Source organism: Roseospira marina, from assembly GCF_014197855.1.
In the GTDB taxonomy this organism is placed as follows: Bacteria; Pseudomonadota; Alphaproteobacteria; order Rhodospirillales; family Rhodospirillaceae; genus Rhodospira; species Rhodospira marina.
Genome location: NZ_JACIGJ010000007.1, coordinates 46,680 through 66,529 on the forward strand (window position 1 = coordinate 46,680; position 19,850 = coordinate 66,529).

Annotated in this window: 16 protein-coding genes; 11 read left to right on the forward strand and 5 right to left on the reverse strand. The window is 71.5% G+C overall.

Annotated features, from left to right (window positions below; all coding sequences use genetic code 11):
• Positions 1-11: 11 nt before the first annotated feature.
• Both smc and GGD82_RS10850 read right to left on the reverse strand, forming a co-directional pair.
• Positions 12-3,512, reverse strand: coding sequence for a chromosome segregation protein SMC (gene smc, locus GGD82_RS10845; RefSeq protein WP_150061687.1), 3,501 nt, complete (start codon positions 3,510-3,512; stop codon positions 12-14).
• A gap of 36 nt (positions 3,513-3,548) precedes the next feature.
• Positions 3,549-4,232: a thioredoxin domain-containing protein gene (locus GGD82_RS10850; RefSeq protein ID WP_170284200.1), complete on the reverse strand. Its 684-nt coding sequence runs from the start codon at positions 4,230-4,232 to the stop codon at positions 3,549-3,551.
• Positions 4,233-4,622: 390 nt separating this feature from the next.
• On the opposite strand from GGD82_RS10850, the gene GGD82_RS10855 reads away from it, so the two are divergent.
• The 4 genes from GGD82_RS10855 to GGD82_RS10870 all read left to right on the forward strand — a co-directional run bounded on the left by GGD82_RS10855 (position 4,623) and on the right by GGD82_RS10870 (position 10,955).
• Positions 4,623-5,837: a CaiB/BaiF CoA transferase family protein gene (locus tag GGD82_RS10855; RefSeq protein WP_211364729.1), complete on the forward strand. Its 1,215-nt coding sequence runs from the start codon at positions 4,623-4,625 to the stop codon at positions 5,835-5,837.
• 145 nt (positions 5,838-5,982) lie between these two features.
• Positions 5,983-8,253 (forward strand): glycogen debranching protein GlgX, encoded by a 2,271-nt coding sequence (glgX, locus tag GGD82_RS10860; protein WP_150061690.1) that lies wholly within the window; start codon positions 5,983-5,985, stop codon positions 8,251-8,253.
• A 109-nt stretch (positions 8,254-8,362) separates the two neighbouring features.
• On the forward strand, positions 8,363-10,216 hold the full coding sequence (gene treZ / locus GGD82_RS10865; RefSeq protein ID WP_246163763.1) for a malto-oligosyltrehalose trehalohydrolase: 1,854 nt from the start codon (positions 8,363-8,365) through the stop codon (positions 10,214-10,216).
• 31 nt (positions 10,217-10,247) lie between these two features.
• Positions 10,248-10,955, forward strand: coding sequence for a DJ-1/PfpI family protein (locus tag GGD82_RS10870; RefSeq protein ID WP_150061691.1), 708 nt, complete (start codon positions 10,248-10,250; stop codon positions 10,953-10,955).
• Between the two features lie 28 nt (positions 10,956-10,983).
• Here the strand turns inward: GGD82_RS10870 and GGD82_RS10875 are convergent, their stop codons facing one another.
• On the reverse strand, positions 10,984-11,649 hold the full coding sequence (locus GGD82_RS10875; protein ID WP_150061692.1) for a DUF721 domain-containing protein: 666 nt from the start codon (positions 11,647-11,649) through the stop codon (positions 10,984-10,986).
• 155 nt (positions 11,650-11,804) lie between these two features.
• Here GGD82_RS10875 and mutY point away from each other — a divergent pair, with 155 nt between their 5' ends.
• Positions 11,805-12,929, forward strand: coding sequence for an A/G-specific adenine glycosylase (mutY, locus tag GGD82_RS10880; protein WP_150061693.1), 1,125 nt, complete (start codon positions 11,805-11,807; stop codon positions 12,927-12,929).
• Between the two features lie 16 nt (positions 12,930-12,945).
• Here mutY and GGD82_RS21095 read toward each other — a convergent pair whose 3' ends face one another.
• Complete coding sequence (locus tag GGD82_RS21095) at positions 12,946-14,250, reverse strand: threonine/serine exporter family protein (protein WP_246163765.1); 1,305 nt, start codon at positions 14,248-14,250, stop codon at positions 12,946-12,948.
• 202 nt (positions 14,251-14,452) lie between these two features.
• Between GGD82_RS21095 and GGD82_RS10895 the strand changes: the two genes are divergently transcribed.
• Complete coding sequence (locus GGD82_RS10895) at positions 14,453-15,115, forward strand: DUF6655 family protein (RefSeq protein ID WP_150061694.1); 663 nt, start codon at positions 14,453-14,455, stop codon at positions 15,113-15,115.
• Between the two features lie 29 nt (positions 15,116-15,144).
• On the opposite strand, the gene GGD82_RS10900 is transcribed toward GGD82_RS10895, so the two are convergent.
• A complete protein-coding gene (locus GGD82_RS10900) occupies positions 15,145-15,957 on the reverse strand; it encodes an XRE family transcriptional regulator (RefSeq protein WP_221240769.1) in 813 nt (270 codons plus the stop codon).
• A gap of 163 nt (positions 15,958-16,120) precedes the next feature.
• Between GGD82_RS10900 and GGD82_RS10905 the strand changes: the two genes are divergently transcribed.
• From GGD82_RS10905 to GGD82_RS10925, 5 genes are all read left to right on the forward strand, one after another.
• The gene (locus GGD82_RS10905; protein ID WP_170284201.1) at positions 16,121-17,212 is read left to right on the forward strand and encodes a hypothetical protein; all 1,092 of its coding nucleotides are present in this window, start codon (positions 16,121-16,123) and stop codon (positions 17,210-17,212) included.
• On the forward strand, positions 17,209-17,370 hold the full coding sequence (locus tag GGD82_RS10910) for a hypothetical protein (protein ID WP_170284202.1): 162 nt from the start codon (positions 17,209-17,211) through the stop codon (positions 17,368-17,370). The genes GGD82_RS10905 and GGD82_RS10910 overlap by 4 nt, the downstream gene beginning before the upstream one ends.
• A 4-nt stretch (positions 17,371-17,374) precedes the next feature.
• Positions 17,375-17,635, forward strand: coding sequence for a hypothetical protein (locus tag GGD82_RS10915; RefSeq protein WP_150061697.1), 261 nt, complete (start codon positions 17,375-17,377; stop codon positions 17,633-17,635).
• 190 nt (positions 17,636-17,825) lie between these two features.
• Complete coding sequence (locus GGD82_RS10920) at positions 17,826-18,455, forward strand: c-type cytochrome (RefSeq protein WP_150061698.1); 630 nt, start codon at positions 17,826-17,828, stop codon at positions 18,453-18,455.
• An 11-nt stretch (positions 18,456-18,466) separates the two neighbouring features.
• On the forward strand, positions 18,467-19,759 hold the full coding sequence (locus GGD82_RS10925) for an NAD(P)/FAD-dependent oxidoreductase (protein WP_150061699.1): 1,293 nt from the start codon (positions 18,467-18,469) through the stop codon (positions 19,757-19,759).
• Positions 19,760-19,850: the final 91 nt, after the last annotated feature.

The window sequence follows — 19,850 nt, forward strand, 5'->3', positions numbered from 1 at the left end:
CAGCACGCCCCCTACACCAGCACACCCTGGGCCGGCTGGTCGGTCAGGATCTCCGCCTCGCGCAAATCCACCGAGACCAACTTGGACACGCCGCGTTCCATCATGGTCACGCCGAACAGGCGGTCCATGCGCGCCATGCTCATGCGGTGGTGGGTGACCAGCAGGAAGCGGGTCGCGGTGGTCTTGGTCAACTCCTCCAGCAACGAGCACATCCGGTCCACGTTGGCGTCGTCGAGTGGCGCGTCCACCTCGTCCAGCACGCAGATCGGCGCCGGGTTGGTCAGGAACACCGCGAACAGCAGCGCCAGCGCGGTCAACGCCTGCTCCCCACCCGACAGCAGGGAGAGGATTTGCAGCCGCTTGCCGGGCGGGCTGGCCATGATCTCCAGCCCGGCCTCCAGCGGATCGGCGCTTTCGATCATCTCCAGATAAGCCTGACCGCCACCGAACAGGCCGGTGAACAGGGTGCGGAAGTGCTCGTTCACGGCGGTGAAGGACTCCACCAGCCGCTGGCGGCCCTCCCGGTTGATCTCCGCAATGGCCTGACGCAGGCGGGCGATGGCGCCGGTCAGGTCCTCGCGCTCGTGGCGCAGGCCGGCCACCTTCTCGTCGAGTTCGGCCAGTTCCGCCTCCGCCCGCAGGTTGACCGGGCCGATGCCGTCGCGCTGCCGCGCCAACCGGGTCAAATCGGCCTCGGCGTCCGTCAGCGCGGGCAGCGCATCGTCGGGGGCAAGGCCGGCGGTCTCGGGCAGTGCCTCCGGCGTGCAGTCCAGCCGGTCAGCCACCTCCGCCGCCACGGTGCGGCAGGTGGCCTGCCCCTGCTCCACCTCCGACTCCCGGCGCACGCGGGTTTCGCGCGCCTGGGCCAGCGCCGTGTCGGCGGCCTTGCGGGCGCCGTCGGTCTCGCGCGCGCGGGTTTCCGCCGCCGCCAGCGCGTCCGCCGCCGCCGCCCGGTCGGTCTCCGCCGTTCGGATCGCGTCGGCGAGCGCGGTCTGATCGGCGCGCAGGCGCTCCGGCGCCGGTTCCAGCTCCGCCAGGGCGGCCGCGATCTCCGCCCGCCGGGTGTCCAGATCGGCCAGGGTCGCCCGGCCCTGATCGCGCCGCGCGGTCCAGGACGCCAGTTCATCCGCCACCGCCGCCGTGCGGCGCTCGCGCTCGCCAATCTCGCGCAGACGGCGGTCATGCTCGGCGCGGGCCTCCACCAGCGCCGTGCGCGCTGCCGTCAGGTCGGCGCGCAGCGTCTCCAGCGCGGCCCGGGCCTCGGTGCCGTCGCCCAGATCGGCCCGTTCGACGCGGGCGGCCTCGGCCTGGGTGGTGGCCTCGGCCCCGTCCGCCGTGACCTGATCGAGCGTCGCCTTGACCGAGGCCAGCCGGGTCTCCGCCTCCGCCGCCTTGCGCCGCATCGCCTCCTGCGCGGCGCGGGCCTGAGACAGCGCGCCGTCGGCGGCCTTCACCGCCGCGCGGGCGGCCCGTTCGCCCTCCTCCGCGCGGGTGAGCGCGTCGCGCGCCGTCTGCACCGTGGTCTCCGCCTCGGCCACGCGGGCCTCCGCCGCCGTCAGGGCTTCGGTCAGCTCCGCCAGCCGGTTGCGGGTACGCAGCCGCGCCGCCGCCTGGGCGCCGGCCGCCGCGCCCGCACCGGCCCCGGCGCGTAACGTCAAACCATCCCAGCGCCACAGGTCGCCGTCCGCCGTCACCAGCCGCTGGCCGGGCCGCAGATCGTGGCGCAGCGCGTCGCCGGTCGCCCGGTCCCGCACCACGCCTATGGACGCCAGCGCGCGCGCCACGGCGGGCGGCCCCTGAACATGATCGGCCAGCGCCCCCACGCCGGAGGGCAGCGGTGCCGCGTCCCCCAGGGGGAGAGCGGCCCAGAACGCGGGCGCGGCGGGATCGAGCGCCGCCGTCAGGTCGTCCCCCAGCGCCGCCCCCAGCGCGGTCTCGTAGCCCGGCGCGACGGACAGCGCCTCCAGCACCGGGGGCGCGTTGCCGGCGGGCGGGGCCTCCCGCGTCAGCATCTGTTCCAGGGCCTGGACCTCGGCGCGCAAGCTGGCGCGCTCCGCCGCGACACCCTGGGCGGCCTCCCGCGCAGCGTCGAACGCCCCCCGGGCCTCAATCCGCGCCGCCTCCGCCTGTTCGCGGCGGGCGGTGGCCTCGGCCTGGGTGGTCTCGACGGCGGTCACGGCCTCCGCCGCCCGTTCCAAGTCCGCCGGATCGAGCGCCCGCGCCCGCGCGGTCTCCACCTCCCGGGTCAGGTCGTCGCGCCGCCGCGCCAGCCGTTCGGCGCGCTGGGTGGTTTCCGCCAGGCGCCGGTCGAGCGCGGCGCGCTGGGCGTCCGCCTCCGCCAGCGCCTGGGTCGCCCGGGTAGCCTCCGATTCGCGTGCGTTCACATCGGCGTTCACCACCTTCAGGCGCGCGGCGCTGGCCTCCCGTGCGGCGTCCTCTCCGGCGGCGGCCTCGTGCAGCGCGGTCTGCTCCTGGGTCAGGCGGGCGAGCGCCGTCTCCGCGTCCGCTGCGCGGGTCTGCTCCCGGGCGCGGTCGCGGTCGGTCTGCTCCAGGCGGGTGCGGTTGTCGGTGAGGGCTGCGTCCACGCGGCGGGCCTCCGCCTCCAGGCGCTCACGCTCGACGACGAGGCGTTGCACCGCCGCCGCCGTCTCCGTCGCCCGCTCGCGCAGCGGGTCCAGAGCCTCCGCCGCCGCCTCGTGGGCGGTGCTCGCGGCCGTCGCGGCCGCCGTGGCCTCGCCCACCTGCCGTTCACTTTCGCGCAGGGCGGTGCGCGCCCGGTCGAGGCCGCGAATCGCCGCCAGCCAGCGGCGGCGCAGGACCACCGCCTCGGCATGGCGGATGGCCTCCGAGATCTCACGATACTGGGCCGCCTGCCGGGCCTGCTTGCGCAGATTGCGAGCCTGCCCGTCGAGCGCCGACAGCACGTCGTCCAGGCGCTCCAGGTTGGACTCCGCACCCTTGAGCCGCAGTTCGGCCTCGTGCCGGCGGGTGTGCAGGCCGGAGATGCCGGCGGCTTCCTCCAGCAGGGCGCGGCGCTGCGCCGGTTTGGCCGCAATGATGGCCCCGACCCGCCCCTGCGACACCATGGCGGTGGAGCGCGCCCCGGTGGCCGCGTCGGCGAACAGAAGCTGGACGTCGCGCGCCCGCGCCTCCTTGCCGTTCACGCGGTAGGCGGAACCGGACCCGCGCTCGATCCGGCGGGTCACCTCCAGGTCCGGGAACTGGCGGAACGCCGTCGCGGACCCATCGCTGTTGTCCAGGTCGATCGTCACCTCGGCGATGTTGCGCGCCGGCCGCTGGCTGGTGCCACCGAAGATGACGTCATCCATCTCCCCGCCGCGCATCTGCTTGGCCGAGGTCTCGCCCATGACCCAGCGCAGCGCCTCGACCAGATTCGACTTGCCGCAGCCGTTGGGGCCGACGACCCCGGTCAGCCCGGACTCGATGACGAGTTCGGTCGGATCAACGAACGACTTGAACCCGGTCAGGCGCAGGCGGGTGAACTGGACCATGGAAATAGGGAGCGGCGCGGAGGGACGGCTGGCCGATCAGCCGCCGGCCTCGGCCAGGGCGGCCTCGATCGCCTCCGACATGGCCTCGGCGGAATAGCTGCCCTCGTGCTTCTTGCCGTTGATGACGAAGGTCGGCGTGCCGGAGATGTCCCATTTCTCGTCGGCGGCGGCCTGACGGTTGCGAATCTCGGTGTACAGCGCTTCGTTCTCCAGGCAGGCGTCGACGTCGTCCTTCGACATGCCGCCCAGGCGGGCAATGCCGGTAATAGCTTCGCGCGGATTGCGGGTCATCCAGGCCGACTGGTCGCTGAAGAAGATCTCCACCAGCTTCTGGTACATCGAATCCGGCGCGCAGCGGGTGATGAGCGACACCGCGCCCGCGATGTTGTCGAGCGGAAAGTCGACGATGCGCAGCTTCGCCTTGCCGGTGTCGATGTAGCGTTCCTTGAGGACCGGCAGGTGATCCGTGTGGAACGCGGCACAGTGCGAGCAGGTGAACGAGGAGAACTCCAGGATCTCCACCGGGGCGTTCGGGTCGCCGAGGTAATGCTCCGTGTACCCCGACGCCGTTGCGTCCGCCGCGGGTTCGGGGGCCGCGGTCTCGGACTGGGCCAGGGCGGCGGTGGCGGGCGTCAGCAGCATCCCGGCGGTGACCAGCAGGGCGGCCGAGCCGGGCAGGGCGGCGAACAGGCGGCGGCGGGACAGCATCGGTCGGGTCACGGAGGACCTCCTTTCGGGTTCGGCGATGGAACGGCGCGGTGGCGCGGGCCGCCGGTCGAGAGCCAGAGCGTGGCCCCTGTATAGGGGGACTGTTCGGGTCCAAACAAGGCGGGACCGCGCGGAGAACACCAGGATGCCGACAGCGCACCACGGGAATGGGGCGAAGCGGTGGCGGGGTATGGGGTGGGTCGCTCCCGTGGCCCGGTCGATATCCCCCATGCGACGCACCGGGGGTTCCGGCGAGGACGCGCCAGGGGTAGCGTGACCGCCCGTATCCGTGTTGCCGATCCGTTGCCGGAGCCGCGTTCGCCCATGAGCCTAACCGACCGCCCAACCGAGTCCGCCCCCCAAAGCCCACTCGAGGCGCCCACCGCCCCACCGACAGGCCCCCTGGCCGGCCCTCTGGCCGGTCTGCGCGTGCTGGACCTCAGCCGGGTCTTGGCGGGACCGTTCTGCACCCAGCTCCTCGGCGACCTGGGCGCGGACATCCTGAAGGTGGAGCGGCCCGGCACCGGCGACGACACACGCGCCTGGGGCCCGCCCTTCCTGACCGACCGCGACGGCCAACCGACACGGGAGAGCGCCTATTACGCCTCCATCAACCGCAACAAGCGCTCGCTGGCGGTGGACATCACCCGGCCGCAGGGGCAGGCGCTGATCCGGCAACTGGCGGCGCAGTCCGACATTCTGGTGGAAAACTTCAAGGTCGGCGGGCTGGCGAAGTACGGGCTGGCCTACGACGACCTGAAAGAAGCGTGCCCGGGACTGATTTATTGCTCCATCACCGGATTCGGCCAGACCGGCCCCTACGCACCGCGCGCCGGCTATGACTACCTCGCCCAGGGCATGGGCGGCATGATGAGCCTGACCGGCCCCCCCGACGGCGACCCGGTCAAGGTGGGCAACGCCAACGCCGACCAGATGACGGGGATGTATGCCGCTGTCGCCATCCTGGCCGCACTGCACCATCGCACCGCGACCGGCGAGGGCCAACACATCGACGCCAACCTGCTCGACAGCCAGATCGCCTGGCTGACCTATCAGGCGCAGAACTGGCTGGTCTCGGGCGAGGCGCCGAAGCGCCACGGCAACGCCCATCCCAACATCGTGCCCTACGACACCTTCCCCGCCGCCGACGGCCACCTGATTCTGGCGGTCGGGAATGACGGCCAGTTCCGCCGCTTCTGCGCGGTCGCGGGGCGGCCCGATCTGGCGACGGATCCGCGCTTCGTCACCAACGCCGATCGCATCGCGCACCGCGAGGCCCTGACCGCGATCCTGCGGCCACTGATCGCCACCCGACCGCGCGACGCGTGGCTGGCGGACCTGGAGGCCGTGGGTGTGCCGAGCGGTCCGGTGAACAGCATCCCGGACGTGTTCGCCGACCCGCATGTGCAGGCGCGCGGCATGACGGTGGACATGGCCCGGCCGGACAGCGACACGCCCCTGACGCTGATCGCCAACCCGCTGCGGCTGTCCAAGACGCCGCCGTCCTACCGCCGCCCGCCGCCCGGAATCGGGCGCGACACGGCCGCGATCCTGGATGAACTGGGCCTGACGGAGGCGGAACAAACCGCGCTGATTGACGGCGGGGTGGTGGCCTGACGGTCGAGCGGCGGCGTCCGGGTTCCCGAGTGGGTGGGTCGGAGAGCTATCCAGGTTTGTCTGGCCGGGAGGGGGCAACTCGTGCGAGGCTGATCCTCCGTCTGGAGACGGCGGCCTTGCTCGTCCTGTCGCGGAGGCTCCACGCTTGACTACACTTTCGGCTCCCTTCGTTCCTCGCGCCACCCAAGGCAGCGGGCGTTTCCGGGTCTGGCCGGGAACGCCACACAACCTCGGGGCCACGTGGGACGGTTCCGGAACCAACTTCGCCCTGTTCTCGGCCACGGCAACGGGCGTGGACCTGTGCCTGTTCGACGACTCGGGCACGCGGGAAATCGCCCGCGTCCCGCTGCCCGAGCACACCCACGAGGTTTGGCACGGCTATCTGCCGGATGTGCGCATCGGTCAGTTGTACGGCTTTCGCGTGCACGGCCCTTACGCGCCCGACGCCGGGCACCGGTTCAATCCGAACAAGCTGCTGCTCGATCCCTACGCCAAGGCGCTGGCCGGGCAGGTGACGTGGCATGATGCCCTGTTCGGTTATGTGGTGGGCGATCCCGACGGCGACCTGTCGTTCTCGACCACCGACAGCGCGGCCTACATGCCCAAGTGTCAGGTGGTGGACACCGCGTTCACGTGGGGGGCCGAGCCCTTCACGCAGCGCCCGTGGCACGACACCATCATCTACGAAATGCACGCGCGCGGCTTTACCATGCGCCATCCGGAGGTGCCGGTGTCCCTGCGCGGCACCTTCGCCGGCCTGGCCGAGGCGCCGGTGGTGGAGTACCTGCGCACCCTGGGCGTCACGGCGGTGGAACTGCTGCCGGTGCATGCCTTTTTGCACGACCGGCACCTGATCGACCGGGGTGTGCGGAACTACTGGGGCTACAACACCATCGGCTTCTTCGCCCTGCATCCGGAGTACCTGGGCAAGGGCGGGCTGAACGAGTTCAAGATCTTCGTGCAGGTGATGCACGATGCCGGCATCGAGGTGCTGCTGGACGTGGTCTACAACCACACGGCCGAGGGCAACCACATGGGCCCGACGCTGTCGTTCCGGGGCATCGACAACGCAAGCTATTACCATCTGATGGGGGACAATCCCCGCTACTACAACGATTTCACCGGCACCGGCAACGCCCTGGAGCTGCGCCACCGCAATGTGCTGCGCATGGTCACGGACTCCCTGCGCTACTGGGCGGAGGAAATGAACGTCGACGGCTTCCGCTTCGACCTCGCCACCACACTGGCGCGGGTGAACGGCGCCTATGACCAGCACGCCGGCTTCCTGGATGCCGTCGCGCAGGACCCGGTGCTGTCGCGCAAGAAGATGATCGCCGAACCCTGGGACACCGGCATGGGCGGCTATCAGGTGGGCGGCTTCCCGCCCGGCTGGGCCGAGTGGAACGACAAGTACCGCGATACCGTGCGCAAGTTCTGGAAGGGCGACGACGGCCAGTTGCCGGAGTTGGCCTCGCGTATCTCCGGCTCGGCCGATGTGTTCAACCACCAGGGTCGCAAACCCTGGGCCAGCGTCAATTTCATCACCGCGCACGATGGCTTCACGCTCAACGACCTCGTCAGCTACAACGACAAGCACAACGAGGCCAACGGCGAAGACAACCGTGACGGCCATTCCGACAATCATTCTTGGAACCACGGAGCGGAGGGGCCAACCAACGACCCCGGGATCCTGGCCCTGCGCCGGCGCCAGCGCCGCAACTTTCTGCTCACCCTGCTGATCTCGCAGGGCGTGCCCATGCTCGTGGCCGGCGACGAGTTCGGCCGCACGCAGAAGGGCAACAACAACGCCTATTGCCAGGACACCGACCTGAGCTGGATCGACTGGCCGGGCATCGATGCCGCCGGACGCGACCTTCTGGCCTTCACCCAGGCGCTTATCAAGCTGCGGCGCGAGCACCTCGTGTTCCACCGCTCGCGTTTCTTCCAGGGCGCGGTCATTCCCGGCACGGCGGTCAAGGATGTCACGTGGCTGCGTCCGGACGGCACGGAAATGACCGAGGACGACTGGCACAACGGGACCGCCAAGACCCTTGGCATGCTGCTGTCCGGCGAGGCGGGCCTGACCCACTTGACGGAGAGCGGCGAGCCGGAGCCGGACCAGACCTTCCTGGTGTGGCTGAACGCCTCCCACCTGGACATGACCTGCCGCAACCCGCCGCTGCCGGCGGGTGAACGCTGGCATGTGGAGGCCGACACCCTGGCCGGCAGCCCGCGCCATAACGCCGCCGGCGCCCGCACGGTGGGGCAGAAGAAGGCCTCCGCCTCGAAGAAGGGCCGGGTGTTCGTCGCGGCCCGCTCGACCCTCATCCTGTCCCGCCAGGAGGTCTCGCCCAAGGAGCGCGAGGCGGCCGGCGGTCAAGGCTACGGCAACCCGCTGGCCCGGCCGCGCTTCTGACGGCACCCTCCCCCCCGACCGCAACCGGGCCGCAGGCGGGCGCCCGCTCACCCCCTCGCTCCCGACAGCCGTGCGCGCCCCGACAGCCGTGTACGAAGGTGAACGATCCATGACGTATGACGCGGCGGACACCCGCCACACCATGCCCTTCGGGGCCGAGGTCTTGCCGGAGGGCGGGGTCCGGTTCCGCCTGTGGGCCCCCGATGTCGAAACGGTCGCCTTGGAGATCGTGACCGGCGAGGCCGCGCATGGCCTCGCGGTCACCGACCGTCAGACCATGGTCGCCATCGGCGATGGCTGGTGGATGCTGGAGGTTCCGGACGCCGGCCCGGACACCCTGTACCGCTACCGCCTGCCGGACGGGCTCGCGGTGCCGGACCCGGCCTCGCGCCATCAGCCGTTCGATGTGCATGGCCCCAGCCGGGTGGTCGATCCCGACTCCTATGCGTGGCGGGAGGAGGCGTGGCGCGGCCGCCCCTGGCACGAGACGGTGCTGTACGAGCTGCACCCGGGCACCTTCACGCACGAAGGCACGTTCGCCGGTATCGAGGCGCGTCTGGACGCCCTCGCCGCGTTGGGGATCACGGCGGTCGAGTTGATGCCGGTGGCGGACTTCCCCGGCCGCTGGAACTGGGGCTACGACGGCGTGCTTCAGTTCGCACCCGACGCGACCTACGGCACACCGGAGGACCTGAAGCGCCTGATCGACGCGGCGCACGCGCGCGGCCTGATGGTGTTCCTGGATGTGGTCTACAATCACTTCGGGCCCGAAGGGAACTACCTGCACTGCTACGCACCCTCGTTCTTCGATGCGGAGCTGCACACGCCCTGGGGCGCGGCCATCGACTTCACCCGGCCGGCGGTGCGCGAGTTTTTCGTGCACAACGCTCTGTTCTGGCTGGAGGAATACCGCTTCGACGGGCTGCGCTTCGATGCGGTCCACGCCATCCAGGATCCCTCGAAGGAGCATATCCTGGACGAGATCGCACGACGCGTGCGGGCGCATTTCGCCGACAGCGGCCGGCATATCCATCTCGTGCTGGAAAACGACGACAACGCCGCCCGGTTCCTCGGCGCGCCGGGCGACCGCTACGACGCGCAGTGGAACGACGACTATCACCATATCCTCCACCATCTGCTGACGGACGAGGCGCACGGGTACTACGAGGACTATGCCGATGATCCCATGGACCGGCTGGCCCGCTGCCTGACCGAGGGCTTCGACTACCAGGGCACGCCCTCGGCGCACCGCGACGGCGCGACACGCGGCACGCCAAGCGCCGCTCTGCCGAGGACGGCTTTCGTCGATTTCATCCAGAACCACGACCAGATCGGCAACCGGGCCATGGGCGACCGCCTGACCACGCTGGCGCCCGACGCCGCCGTGGTGGCCGCGCTGGCGCTGCTGCTGCTGGCGCCGCGACCGCCGATGCTGTTCATGGGCGAGGAATGGGGCAGCCCCCAGCCGTTCCTGTTCCATGTCGATTTCGGCGAGGACCTGCGCGAGCCGGTGCGCGAAGGCCGGCGCGGCGAATTCGCCCGGTTCCCGGGCTTTTCCGATCCGGGCGCGTGCGCCCGCATCCCGGACCCCTTCGCCACCGAGACCCATGCCAACAGCCGGCTGGACTGGGACCGCCGCACCGAGGAACCGCACGCCACCCGCCTGCGCTGGATCACCGGCCTGCTGGAGACGCGGCGGACCGCCGTCACGCCGCTGATCCCCACGTTGGGCCCGGCCAAGGCGGAGCGATTCGGTCCGCGCGGTCTGTGCGTGACGTGGCCGGATCCGCACGGGCCCGACCTGATGCTGGTCGCGAATATGGGGCCGGACCCGGCGGAGATTCCCGCCTGCGCGCCCCCCACCGGGCCGGCCCTGGCCGTTGTGCCCAGCGGGGCGTTGACCGCGCTGCGTTCGGGAGCGCCGCTGCCGCCGTGGTCGGTGGTCTGGGCGCGGAGCGCCTGACGCCCGTTCGCGCGCCCGGGAGAAACCGCTCATGCCCCCGACCTCGACACCGACCCAGCCCCTCACCCTGGGCCTGCTCGTGTTTCCGCGCCTCATGCAGCTCGACATGACCGGCCCGCACGAGGTGTTCAACCAGTTCCCCGACAGCCGGGTCGTCACCGTCTGGAAGGACACCGCCCCCCTGCAGTCCAGCGCCGGGTTGACCCTGGTGCCGGACGCGGCGTTCGCGGACTGCCCGCCGCTGGACGTGATCTGCGTGCCCGGCGGCGCGGGCACCACCGCGCTGATGGAGGACGCGGACACGCTCGCGTTCCTGCGGCGGCAGGCGGAGGGCGCACGCTACGTGACCTCGGTATGCACGGGATCTCTGGTGCTGGGCGCGGCCGGCCTGCTGCGCGGACGGCGGGCGGCCTGCTACTGGATGGCGCGGGACCATCTGACCGCGTTCGGCGCCATTCCTGATCCAGCCCGGGTGGTGATCGACGGATCGGTCATCACGGGCGGCGGGGTGACCGCCGGGATCGATTTCGCGCTGACGCTGGCGGCGGAGCTGTTCGGCGCCGCCACCGCTCGCCGCATTCAACTGGCCCTCGAATACGCGCCCGCGCCGCCCTTCAACGCCGGAAGCCCCGACACCGCCTCGGCCGAGGATGTCGCGGCGGTGCAGGCCGCCGCGGACGCACGCGCACGGGATCGCGCCGAGGCCGTGGCCCGCGCCGCGTCCCGGCTTTCGGCCTGAGCGCGACGGCGCGCGATGACCGGTCGCCCTACGCCCGGCCGCGTCCCGGCGGACGGCCTGGGGGATGCGCCGTCATCACCGCGGTGCCCAGGCGTTCCAGCACCGCGCGCAGCTCCGGGTCCGTCACCTGGGCAAGCTTGTCCTGCAACGCCCGCTTGGCTTGCGGAGAGGGCGGCGGCGGCGGCAAGGCACGCGCGGCATGGCGCGGGCCCACCCCGCTGGGGCGGGCCACCGGCCCCTGGGTGACCCGGATGGATGTGACGGCGGCGTAGCCGAGGTGGGTGTTGATGCGCTCGCACAGCAGGGGCGCGCGGTAGGTGATCTCGGTGGCGAAGGCGCCCCCGGCCACTTTGACGTGGAGCGTACCGCCGGGGGGCGGCGCCTTCGGTCCTTTGCCCGCCGCTCCTTTTGCGGATCGCTTGCCCGGCGGCATCACCAGCCGCACCGGCAGGCAGTGGCGGGCCAGGGTTGGGCCCACGATCGCCTCCCAATGCGTCAGGATCGGCCCCAGCGCCAGACCGCGCCGGCCGAGCAGGCGGCGGGTGGCCGGCTCCAGCACATGACCGACGGTGCGTGACCGCTGGCTGCGCTGAGTCAGGTCGCGCACCGGCAGGCGCTCGCCCTCCTGCGTCACCAGGCGGCGCAGCCACGCCGGGGAAACGGGCCGTTGAGCCGGGGTGTTGTCCGATGCCATGAACGGTCTCGCCTGTTGCCTTGGGCGCGCGGATGCCCCCACATGATGCCCGCACAGGAAGCCTCACCGTCCGCGCCCGGTCAAGGCGCCGTTCCCGCTTCGCCCGTCCTGCCCCGCTCGTCTTGCCTCGTTTGCTTCTCCCGGGAGACCCGCCCATGGCGCGCCGCGCCGCCCGCTCCGCCACCGCTTCGACCGCCGCCGTACCGGTTCCCGACGCCGCGACCGCCGCCGACCTGGGGGCGCGCCTGCTGGCGTGGTACGACCGCGACCGCCGTGACCTGCCCTGGCGGCCGAAGCCCGGGGAGACCCCCGATCCCTATGCGGTGTGGCTGTCGGAGATCATGCTGCAACAGACCACCGTCGCGGCGGTGAAGCCGTACTATGCGCGCTTCCTGGAGCGCTGGCCGACGGTGGCGGCGCTAGCGGCGGCGGAGGACGACGCGGTTATGACGGCCTGGGCGGGCCTCGGCTACTACGCCCGGGCGCGCAACCTGCTGAAGTGCGCCCGCGTGGTGGCGGGCGATCTGGGCGGGCGGTTCCCTTCCACCGAGGAGGGCCTGCGCGCCCTGCCCGGTGTGGGCGCCTACACGGCGGCGGCCATCGCCTGCATCTGCTTCGGGTGCCGCGCCGTGGTGGTCGACGGCAATGTCGAGCGCGTTATGGCCCGCCTGTTCGCGGTGGAGGCCCCGCTGCCCGGCGCCAAGCCCATCCTGCGCACACTGGCGGACGCGCTGACACCCACCGCACGCTGCGGCGATCACGCCCAGGCGGTCATGGACCTGGGGGCCACGCTGTGCACCCCCCGCTCGCCGGCCTGCGGGCTGTGCCCCTGGATGGACGCCTGCCAGGGCCGTCGCGCCGGCCTCGCCGAGCACCTGCCGATGAAGACCCCGAAGGCGGAGCGCCCCACGCGCCGCGCCGTCATGTTCTGGATCCAGCGCAAGGACGGGGCGTTGCTGCTGCGCCAGCGGCCGGCCTCCGGCCTGCTGGGCGGCATGATGGAACTGCCGTCGTCGCCGTGGGAGGCCGTGCCCATGCCCGACCCGGCCGAGGCGGTGACCCAGGACGCGCCGCTGCCGTTCCAGACCTGGCGGCCGCTGCCCGGGCTGGTGACGCACACCTTCAGCCACTTTCACCTGGAACTGACGATCGTCATGGCACGGGTGGGCGCCAACCCCCGGGCGCGCGGCGTCTGGGTGCCGCTGGACCGGCTGGAGGAGCACGCCCTGCCCACCGTCATGCGCAAGGCCATCCATCACGCCCTGACGAAGGGCTTTTAACGGCTTGAATCGCCCGTCATTTGGGAAAATCCGGCCGCCGCAGCAGGGCGGTCACGATGGTCAGGCCGGCCCCGATGGCGCCGATGGTGAACACCACCCGCAGCGCATAGGGCACGGTGCCCAGCAGAACGCGGTCCGGCTCGACGATGTCGGGCAGGGTCAGCTCCATCAGGCCCATGATGGCGTGCGCGGCCGCGCTGCCCGGGATCATCGGGATGCAGCCGGCCACCGCCAGCGTGTTGCCGCCGCGCCGGAACCCGCCCGGGATCAGGTCCAGCGCCTGCACGCACACGGCGACCGCCGCCGCCGCCGCGAACGAGGCCGCCTCGAGGCTCCATCCGGCGTCCAGGCCCAGGGTGCGGACGCTCAGGGCCAGCGCGCCGGCCGCCCCCGCCCACAGGATCGTCGCCACGCCGAAGTTGAACAGCACCCCGAACGCTCCGGCCGCAACCGCGCCGAACAGCGCCTGATGCCACATCGGCCGGTCAACGGCGAGCATGGTGCCGGGTTCCGTCATGCCCAGGGTGACCTGCGCCACCCAGACCCCGACGGTCAGAAACACGAGCATCATGCCCACGCTGACGGCGCGCGCGCTGCCCAGCGTCGGCAGCCCCTCCATGATATCGGTCTGGGCGTTCAGCGCGTGCACGCCCGGCACCAGCATGAGCACCGCCGCGATCATGGCGGTCTCCGGCATGCCGCTGCCGAGCCCCAGCGACGCCGCCGCCGCGAGCAGGGCGGCGATGAACGCCACAACGGCGGCCACCACATAGGCGTTCACCCCGCGCCCGGCCAGATGATGGCGCACACCCTGGCCGATGGCGCCGGCCGCCAGCACCGGCCCGACGGCGAGCCAATCCACGCCCAACAGCCGCCCGAACGCCGCGCAGGCGATGCCGGCGGCCAGGGCGACCAGAGGCCAGGGATAGCGGCCGGTGTCGCGCTCCACCGCGTCCAGAGCGGCTTGGGCCTCGTCGGCCGTGGAGGCCCCGCGTCCGATCCGGCCCACCACCTGCCGCAGGGCGTGGTTGCGGCGCAGGTTGACGCCGTGCGGCCCGACCCCGGTCATACGGGTGATGGTGTTCGCACCGCTGCCGACCGTGATGGCCAACGAGGCATAGCCCACCCGAATGTGCACCGCATCCGCCCCCAGGCCCCGCGCCACCCGGGTCATGCCCTCGTGCACCACCAGCGCCTTCACGCCGCTTTCCAGCAGCAGCCGACCGGCTCGCAGCGCCGTCATGGCAATGCGTTCGAGATGGCGATGGCGCAGCAGAACGGGATCGGCGGCATCGGAGAGAGGGGATTCGAGGGCGGTCATCGGTACGTCTCCGCGGAACGCTGGGACGAGGACAAGGGGCGGGAAAGAGAAGGCCAGACCAGAACGACGCCCGGCGCGGCGTTCGCGCGCGACCGGGTTCGGGCTGAATGGGGTTCGTGCTGGACTTGAGCGCCATCATCGTGAAAATCGGCCCGCGTTTCCAGTCCAAGCCGCGTCGGCACCGCGCGAGGGAGAGCCCGTGATGACACCAACACCGTCGCAGCCCCGGCGAAAAGGATCCGACGCGGGTGTCCGGCGCACGGTGGGCGTCCTGGTGGTGGGTCTGGTCCTGGCGGGGCTGGCGGGTTGCGCATCGCAAAACGTCACGACGCCCGAACGCTCGGCCAGCGAGCAGCTCCTTATCTCCACCGCCGCCGACCGCGCCGCCGAGTCTCTGGCCGAAACCCTTCCGGTCACGGGGCCGGTGTACGTGGACGCGATCAACTTCGACGGCTACGACGAGCGCTATGCCATTGGCGCCATCCGCGACGCCCTGCTGCGCAACGGCGCCCGATTGACCCAAACGCGCGAGGCCGCCGACACCATCGTGGAGATCCGCGCCGGAGCGTTGTCCATCGATCGCGAGGAGGCGTTGGTCGGCATGCCCAGCCTGACCTTGCCGATCCCGTTGAGCGACACCGTCTCCACCCCCGAACTGGCCGTGTTCAAGAAGGATCTGGCCCAGGGCGTGGCCAAGATCGCCGCCACCGCCTACGACGCCGAAACCGGGGCGCTGGTGGCCTCCACCGGGCCGACATACGGCTTTTCCAACAAGGCCGTGTGGACGCTGCTGCTGGTCCTGACCTGGGACACCAGCGATCTGATCGGCGACGACGCCCGCCCGAGTCCGGAGCCGTGGGAATAGCGGCGCCCGACCCGCCCCCCGCGCCGTCCTTACCGCCGGCTGTACTTGCCGACCACGAGATGGAAGCTCACCACGTCCTCGCACGGCACGTCGAAGTCGTGCGGCGGGTTGAACTGGCGCAGCCTCAGGCCCTCCCCATCGATGCGCACCAGGCGTTTGACCAGCGCGTGCTGGCCGCCGTTCAGCCGGCGAATGACCAGCACATCCTGGCCGGAGAACGGCGGGCGTGTCGGGTGGCACAGGATCATGTCCCCAGGTTCGAACGCCGGGCTCATGCTCTCGCCGATCATGTAGAAGCCGAATCCGCCCTTCACCCCCTCCAGCGGGGCCGGACGCCGCACCCACTCGATCGGCTCGAAACTCACGATCATCTCCCCATCGGGCCCACCGAGAGCGGACCCGTAGACCGGTAAATCGCGCGCCCCCACCAGACCGTCCGTGTACGGCTGGTCCAGCGGCACATCGGAGCGGACCCCAGCCGGATCCGGCGGGAGTCCCAGGTGATGGCCGTGTTGGGGCTCCTGCTGAGAGTGGGGGCGGTGCGCCGCCTCGCCAGGCTCGTCGGCGAATCCGGGGAGTGCCCCTCCAGGGGCCGCACCCGGTTCACTTCGTACCGCCGGCCGGTCCCCCACGCCCGCCCCATCTCCGAACTGCAACCACGCGGGCGGCACCCCAAAGGCGCCGGCGTAGCGCTCCAAAGCGTGGCCTCGCAGGCCGCGCAGGCCGTTTTCATGGCTTTTGTAGGTGTTTGGATTCCAGCCGAACGCGAGGGCCGCGTCCGTGGCGGTCGCGTACCCGGCCTGTTGGCGCGCCTGGCGCAATCGGGCGGCGGTGGTGTCCATACCGCGCATCGTACCACGGTCCGTTGCGTGTTTCCACTTGACCGGCGCGGTTCATTTTGCACCCTATGAGGCGAACGTACCATGAACACACGGCGCGTTCGGGACCGCAGGTCCCGCTCGCCCGCCCTTTGGTCCGCCTTTCCCGCCGCGAGGACGCCCGCCCATGTTTCATTCCGTCCCGGTTCCGCCACTGTCCGGCCGCCTCCCCATCGCCGACACCCTAACCGCCGACACCCCAACCGCCGACACCCCAACCGCCGACACCTCTGCCACGACTCCCAACCCTGCCCCCGCCGATCCGGCGGCGGCGCTCCGCCTGCCGGTCCAGGCGCGCACGTTGCTTGATCTGCTGATGCGCGCCGCCGGCACCGGGGCGCCCTGCCCGAGCAACTTCGCGCTCATGGATGCGCTCGACCTCGCCAGTCCGGACGGCGTGCGCAAACACCTGGCAATCCTGCAGGAACACGGGGTCATCGCCCTCGAATCGGCCGGGCAGCGCCGCCGGGTCACCCTTCTGGCCACCGGGGCGCGCACCGACTGGTCCCGGACCAGCGGCCACGCCCGCGCCGGCGCCAAGTACTGCGACGGCTGGGGCAACGGCTCGGACGCGATCCTGCTACGGCTGGCCGACGCGGGGCTGGATCTGGCGACCATGGCCACGCGGCTGGGGCGGACGCCGTCCAGCGTGCGCCATCGCCTGCGCCGGTTGCGCGCGGCCGGGGCCGCTCGTCGGCCCCCGGAGGCGGATCCGATCCCCATGCGTGCGACAGCGGCGGCGCCCCCCTCCCCTTCGGCGGCGCCCCGCCCGCTGCGCCGCGACGTGGTGACCCACGACCCCGACCGTCCGGCGGACGAATCGGCCCAGATCGCCGCCTTCCTGGCCGCCGGGCGCGGGCGCGTGCTGCCGCCGGCCTATGTCGGCGCGGTCCGCGGCGGGACGCCGCTGACCGGGCAGGCGCCGATCAGTGCGTTGGCCCGGCGGGTGCTTCTGGTGCTGGAGGACACGCCGCGCTCGGCGGCGGAACTCGCGTTCCAGGCCCGCCTGGACCCGCTGCTGATGCCCGAGATCCTGCGCGATCTGGCGGACGCCGCTCTCGTCACCCGCCACGCCTCCCGACGTCGCGGCGGCCTACACCCGGTGGAGCCCCGCTACAGCGCCGGCCCGCGCGCCGACGCCATGATCGAGGCCCTGGGGCTGGCCGAGGCCCGGGCCGCCCGCCGCGCCGCGCCGCGCGCCGCCGGAGCGCCCCGATGACCCGCCCCGAATGCAGCCGACGGATGCGCCGCCGCTGGAGTGGACCGGCGGCCGCCGTCGCTATCGCCGTCCTGATCGCCCTGGCGGCGGCCGTGGCCGGGGGTCTGTTGCCCCTGCATGATGCCATCGCGCTGGCGCTCGCCCTGCTGGGAGACTGACCGCATGCCCGTTCGCACACAAAACCGCCGCCGCGCGGCGCTCGCCGGCCTGCTCGGGCTGACCGTTGCCCTCGGGGGCTGCCTGCCCGCCGCCGTGCTGTCCGGCGCGCTGATCGGTGGCGTCGGCCTGTACTGCGCCGGAGTGTCCGAGGCCGGCAAGGCCCTGGCCCGCGAGGCGCTGACCGGCGGTCAACGCCTCCTGGCCTGCCCGGAGCCGGCCGGGGCTCCCAATCCCGATCCGGAACCCGATCAGGGCCCGCGATAGGCGTCCGTATCGCGATCGGCGCAGGGCAAATTAGATTTATCTGAAGCAGCAGCTTGACAATCCGCAGGCAGCTTGAAACCTTATTGCGCTTCTGGTCTTTTGCCAGCAATGAACTGCCCAACCCGTTCGCGCACATGCGGATCGAGGCAACCAAGGTGGTCAATTCATAAACGAATGGGGATACGTCGCGATGAACACATGGAAAAGGGGGCGGGCGGGTCCCGCCCTGGCTGCAGCCCTGCTGTTGGCCGGGGCGGCCACCCTGACCGGGCCCGCGCGCGCGGAGTCCGGCATGACGGCCGATCCGACCGTCGAGGTGATGGCGGGCGCCTGCGCGTTTTGCCACGGCACGGACGGCAACGGCGTGGGGGCCTCGATTCCCTCGATTGCCGGGCTACCGATCGAAACCTTTACGTACATGATGACGTCCTATCGGGACGGCACCAACCCCGCCACCGTGATGGACCGCATCGCGCGCGGCTACAGCGCCGAGCAGATCGAGGCGCTGGCGACCTACTTCGCCGAAAAGCCGTTTCACCGCGCACCGCAGCCCTGGATCAACGTGGCGCTGGTTCCCGACGGCAAGGATCTGGCCGCCGAATACTGTGAGTCCTGCCACGAAAACGAGGGGCGCGACGGCGAGGGCGTCGGCATTCTGGCCGGCCAGAAGCTGAACTACATGCGGTTCTCGGTGCACGACTTCCTCAGCGAGGCGCGCGAGATGGAGCGCCGGCAGGCGCGGAAGTTCCGCGACCTGATGGACGAGCGCGGCCCGGACGGGTTCGAGGCCGTCCTGAACTACTACGCCAGCGTGCCGTGAGGGAGGGAACCATGCAGACCACACGTCGCGGGTTCCTCCGCACCTCCGCCGCCGCCGCCACCCTGCTGGGCACGGTCGGCCTGCCGCACATCGCGCGCGCCGCCGAACCGCGCTTCGTCGTCATCGGCGGCGGACCGGGCGGCGCGACCACCGCGAAATATCTGAAACGCTATGCGCCGAACGCCGCCGTCACGGTCATCGAACCGCACAAGACCTACACCACCTGCTTCATGAGCAACGAGGTCATCGGCGGCGACCGCGCGCTGTCCACCCTCGAGGTCAGCCTGGACGGCCTGCGCCGCCACGGCGTCGACGTGGTGGAGTCCATGGCCACGGGCATCGACGCCGACGCCAAGACCGTCACCACCGAAGGCGGCGACACCTTCGCCTTCGACCGCTGCATCCTCTCGCCCGGTGTGGACTTCCGTTACGACGCCATCGAGGGCTATTCGGCTGCGGCAGCCGAGGTCATGCCCCACGCCTGGAAGGCCGGCCCGCAAACCACCCTGCTGCGCCGCCAGCTTGAGGCGATGGAGGACGGCGGCACGGTCATCCTGTCCGTCCCCGCCAACCCCTTCCGCTGCCCGCCCGGGCCGTACGAGCGCATCAGCCTGATCGCCCACTATCTGAAGCAGCACAAGCCGAAGTCCAAGATCCTGGTCCTGGACGCCAAGGACACGTTCTCCAAGATGCCGCTGTTCACGCAAACCTGGGAGATGTTCTACGGCTACGGCACCGACACCAGTCTGATCGAGTGGATCCCCAAGGCCGACGGCGGCACGGTGACCGGGGTCAACCCGGACTCAATGGAGGTCACCGCCGTCACCGGCACCTTCAAGGGCGATGTGGTCAACATCATCCCGCCGCAGCAGGCCGGGGCCATCGCGGTCGCCGCCGGTGTGGTCGAGGACGGCTGGGTGCCGGTGAACAAGAGCACCTTCGAATCGCTGGTGGTCGACGGCATCCACGTGCTGGGCGATGCTTCGGCTGCGGCGTCCATGCCGAAGTCCGCATCCAGCGCGAACGCGCAGGGCAAGGCCGTCGCCGCCGGCGTGCTGGCGCTGGCCCGGGGCGAGGACCCGCCGGTGCCGCACCTCGCCAACACCTGCTACTCCATCGGCGGGCCCGACCACGGGTTCTCGGTCGCGGCGGTCTACGCCTATGACGATTTCGAGAACGCGCTGAAGCCGGTGCAGGGCGCGGGCGGCATCTCGCCGATCGACGCCGACGCGGAGTACCGCCGCCGCGAGGCGTTCTACGCCCACAGCTGGTTCGAGAACATCAAGGCCGACATCTGGAGCTGATCCCGGACGGATCGGTGACCGCGGGCGGGTCGTTTCGGCGTGCCCGCCCGCGGTGCCGCGCCCGCCCTGCCGCCCGTCGTCCCTGGAGGCC